Origin of the sequence: Holdemania filiformis DSM 12042 (assembly GCF_000157995.1) — a bacterium.
Lineage (GTDB): Bacteria > Bacillota_I > Bacilli_A > Erysipelotrichales > Erysipelotrichaceae > Holdemania > Holdemania filiformis.
Genome location: NZ_GG657558.1, coordinates 13,166 through 17,253 on the forward strand (window position 1 = coordinate 13,166; position 4,088 = coordinate 17,253).

Sequence of the window (4,088 nt, forward strand, 5' to 3'; positions counted from 1 at the left end):
AATTCGTGTAATCATAATCTCCAATGCCACCTAAGGCATGTGCCATAACTCGATACGTATGATTCCAATCTTCAACTAACTCTCCAACGTCAGAAGTAATTTTTAACACTTGTTCTGTTTCGTCAATATTAACAACAGGAGCATTATCTCTATAATCATCAAAATTTCCTTCATCTTGATATATGTTGTTAAATAAAATAAAAGCAAAACTGCCGAACGCTGTGAGCACTAATACACTGATTGCAAGAATTAACAATTTTTTCATATTTACCTCACTTTACACTTTTCTTGATATTCAAATTGGTTCAATTGACATTCAAATAAAATACACATCTGATTTTTAATAGCATCTAAGATAATTCCAACCATAAAAAGCAGAAAAGCTATAATAAACAAAGAAGCCGCAAGTACCGCACTTGGAATTTTAGTAATGAATGCAGTTTTAACAAACTCTGTAATGACCGGTATTCCTATTAGCAGACCTAAAGTTACAAACAAAATAGAAATACAACTAAAAAATAACATAGGTCGATAGTTTTTAAACAAATCAAATAGCTTTACTAAAACCTTAAAACCATCTGAAAATGTATTTAGTTTTGACTCGCTTCCCGCTGGCCTATCTCGATATGTTATCGGTATTTCAACAAGCTTCATGCGGTAAACTAGTGAGAATATCGTCATCTCAGTTTCAATTTGAAATCCCGAACTCATAACCGGCATATTTTTTACAAATCTACGGCTATAGACACGATATCCGGTCATGATATCGTTAATATTACTTTTGAAAAGAAAATTAATCAGATTTTTAACTAAATTATTACCGAATCCATGAAAGCCTCGTTTATTCTCTTCAAAATATGTTCCATTAGAAAGACGATCTCCTATAACCATATCCGCACATCCTTCTAGAACAGGTTGAATCAATTTATGTACCTCATCAGCAGGGTAAGTATCATCACCATCAACAAGAATATAAACGTCAGCATCAATATCTTTAAACATTGCGCGTACAACATTTCCTTTTCCCTGTGCAGTTTCTTTTCTAACTATCGCGCCTGCAGCTAATGCCAAAGTTGCAGTTTTATCTTTAGAGTTATTGTCATAGACATAGATATCCGCGGTAGGTAATTCTTTTTTAAAATCTTTTACAACTTTTTCAACTGTTAGTTCTTCATTATAACATGGAATTAAGACTGCAACTTTACTCATAAATATATCCCTCTCTTTATATTTTTAATATTTGATTCATAACACTTCATGTAAATTAAAATAAATATACTTATGATAGATACTATTTTACTTAAGCTTTGAACTAAAGTGCCAGAATATTTTATTTCATAGTGTACATTTGTTGAAAGAGTGTTATTTGAAAAAGAAACAAACCCTTCTTCATTTGGATATACATTCAAACTTTGTTCTTTGTCATCAAAAATTCCAACAACTTTATAACCTTTATAATAGATTAAAGGAAGTACATATTCAACTAAAGACTCTCTCTCATCCTCAAATGTTAATAGATTATAATCTTGCTTATAATTTAAAATTCTCTGTCCATCATTTACTAATATACTTTTCTCACGAGTTTGTAGCTGATCATAAATTGTTATAGGCATATAATCTAAAGCTCCTAAAGCCCAAATTTCTTCACTTAATCTGTCCCCTTGACCATTATAGTATAAGTCTAATGTTCTTAGATTATTTTCATCTATTTTTGATAATGAAATCAAAGGATAGATTTGAAATAACCCGAAGCCTACTGCTAACATTATTATTAAAACGGATAAACGCAAATTTGACTTAACCAAAAACCCTCCAAGAATAGCACATAGAGGTATAGCTATTATTAATAATCGACAACTAAACTGAATAAAATTAGGTTTAAGCAGATATTGCCATGGAAAATATCGAGTTGTCATCAAGATTACAATCAATATAATCATCGCATAAAAGAATGCTCGCTTATTTTCTTTATATTTTAATAAAGAAATTAAAATTATAAAAATTTGAATTATTCCAATGCTCATATTAATTTTGTTGTCCTCTATTCCCCAAATCATACCGGTTCCTGGAAAAATAGAGATCGCTTCTGAAAACGTCAATAGACTTTTAGCAAAACTATCATCCGAAAAATAAGATGATACTCGATAGATCCCTACGTTCAATTGTTCTAACATTGGGAAAAGAAAAAATGCGGTTAACCCTATTGAAAGTATCACTGCTTTAAACAAATTTAACAATACACGTTTTGTTAGAAACTTCCTTATATTAATCATCAAATATAATCCAAAAGTAAAACATATTAAAATAAAACTGATATTATGAACCAATAACAGACACGAAAACCCAATGGTAAGCAAAAACCAATCATTTCCTTTACCTTCAATCAGATTATAAGCACCTAACATGATTATTGGAACAATCATAAATGCAAGTACTTCTCCCAAAGCACCTCTATAGAATACATCTGTTATAAAGTAGTTTGAAAAGATATATAAAACACTAGAAACTGCAGCGCTTTTACAATCTTTAAAAATACGATATGAACACCAAAACATTAAAAGCGACGTTAGGTACACACACATAAAAATGAACATTTTATAACTTGTTGTAATATTTACTCCGATTGCATTTAAAACTGCTGGTATATAGATTAAGAAATTTGAATAGAAAAGAGGCGAAGCATATCCATATCCATAACTTTGAAGGTAAAATAGAGATGGAAAATAATCGTGATATTGGATTGCTTTAGATAAAGAATAGATTCTAGCTATATGATAATCAGTATCATGACCTGAATAGAGCGATACCGAAGAAAACAACGGTATGCAGAACACCACAGTTAAGCATAAGCAAAATAATAAAATTAATATTCGTTTTCTATTCATTTTTTGTCACACTCTTAATCTTAAACTTCGATGTAGTTATCTCTGTTATCGCGCAAGCATCAGTTGCCTTATCAAATTCTGGATTTTCCCAATACTGAATAATAAGATAATCAACGTCATAATAATCCAAATAACCACATGAACGAGCATAATCTTCTGTTGCTGGAGTTTCCCAATCATAATGTCTGCGAGCTAAATCATAGAAAATCCAATCGACGCGATTCCAAATATAATAGTAATCCCGTGCAGTAAATATCTGATATACATTAGGAAGAAAAGTTCTTACTCCTTCCGCATGAGAAATAATTGTCGGTTGATGCTCATCGTTAAATCGATTTTGGTCACGCTCAATTAACCCCTCAAGAACATGTATCGCCTCAATTTCCTCATCACTGATTTTATAGATCGGATTCACTGTTTTCCCTCCATTTACATGAAAGGTGTATAATCCCCAATCAGAATCCAAATAAGAAGCTACATGTCCGACTACAATCTCGATACAAAGAATAACTAATAACATCCGTTTTATCCATTCTCGATGATCAAGATATTGAATAACAGCTAATAAAATCAACATCTCTGTAAATGGATTAAACAAAACTTCTACAGTACGGTAAAATACATTAGAAGCAATCAAGTAGGCCACCGCGGTCGTCGCTAATGGGTTTAAAAATAAAATCAACATCATAACAAATAAGGATTTTATATAGTTTTGTTCTTCTGAATGAGCTTTCCAAAGAATCAAGATAACGCCGATCCACCGTATAATGTTAAGAATATTATCGAAAATATGGGAATAAATGAAATAATAATCTTTGACCATGTCATAATCTTGATGATTATTAAAATAATAGGCATAATCATATAAATAATCAGGTTTAAAGAAATTAACATAAGCCGCAAACATCATCATAAGAACAGGAATAAGAATAAAGAAAATAAATTTACCATGTCTGAAAAAGAATTTTTCAATTATTTCAATAATTTTCTTCATCCACTTTGTGAATCGCAAACTATAATAAGCTATAAAAATTAGAGCTAGCGCGGGCGCAATCCAGGGAATTTCCTTATTCCGACTAAACATCGCAACCGCATAGATTGCCATAGGTAAAACGATGATTGACATATCAACAAAGGCATTCTCTTTTTTACTAACAAAAAGATAAGCAGCCAAACTAAATAAAATCGCAAAGGATATAAACA

4 protein-coding genes are annotated in these 4,088 nt (G+C 31.0%); all 4 read right to left on the minus strand.

Annotation, left to right across the window (positions count from 1 at the left end):
- Window positions 1-265: hypothetical protein (locus HOLDEFILI_RS19775; protein ID WP_006059733.1), on the minus strand; the 265-nt coding region annotated here is incomplete at its 3' end.
- 2 nt (window positions 266-267) lie between these two features.
- Window positions 268-1,209 (minus strand): glycosyltransferase family 2 protein, encoded by a 942-nt coding sequence (locus HOLDEFILI_RS10890; protein WP_006059734.1) that lies wholly within the window; start codon window positions 1,207-1,209, stop codon window positions 268-270.
- Window positions 1,206-2,885, minus strand: coding sequence for a 6-pyruvoyl-tetrahydropterin synthase-related protein (locus tag HOLDEFILI_RS10895; protein ID WP_083787606.1), 1,680 nt, complete (start codon window positions 2,883-2,885; stop codon window positions 1,206-1,208). The genes HOLDEFILI_RS10890 and HOLDEFILI_RS10895 overlap by 4 nt, the downstream gene beginning before the upstream one ends.
- The coding region (locus HOLDEFILI_RS10900; protein ID WP_006059736.1) for a hypothetical protein at window positions 2,878-4,088 on the minus strand (1,211 nt) is incomplete at its 5' end. The genes HOLDEFILI_RS10895 and HOLDEFILI_RS10900, both read right to left, overlap by 8 nt.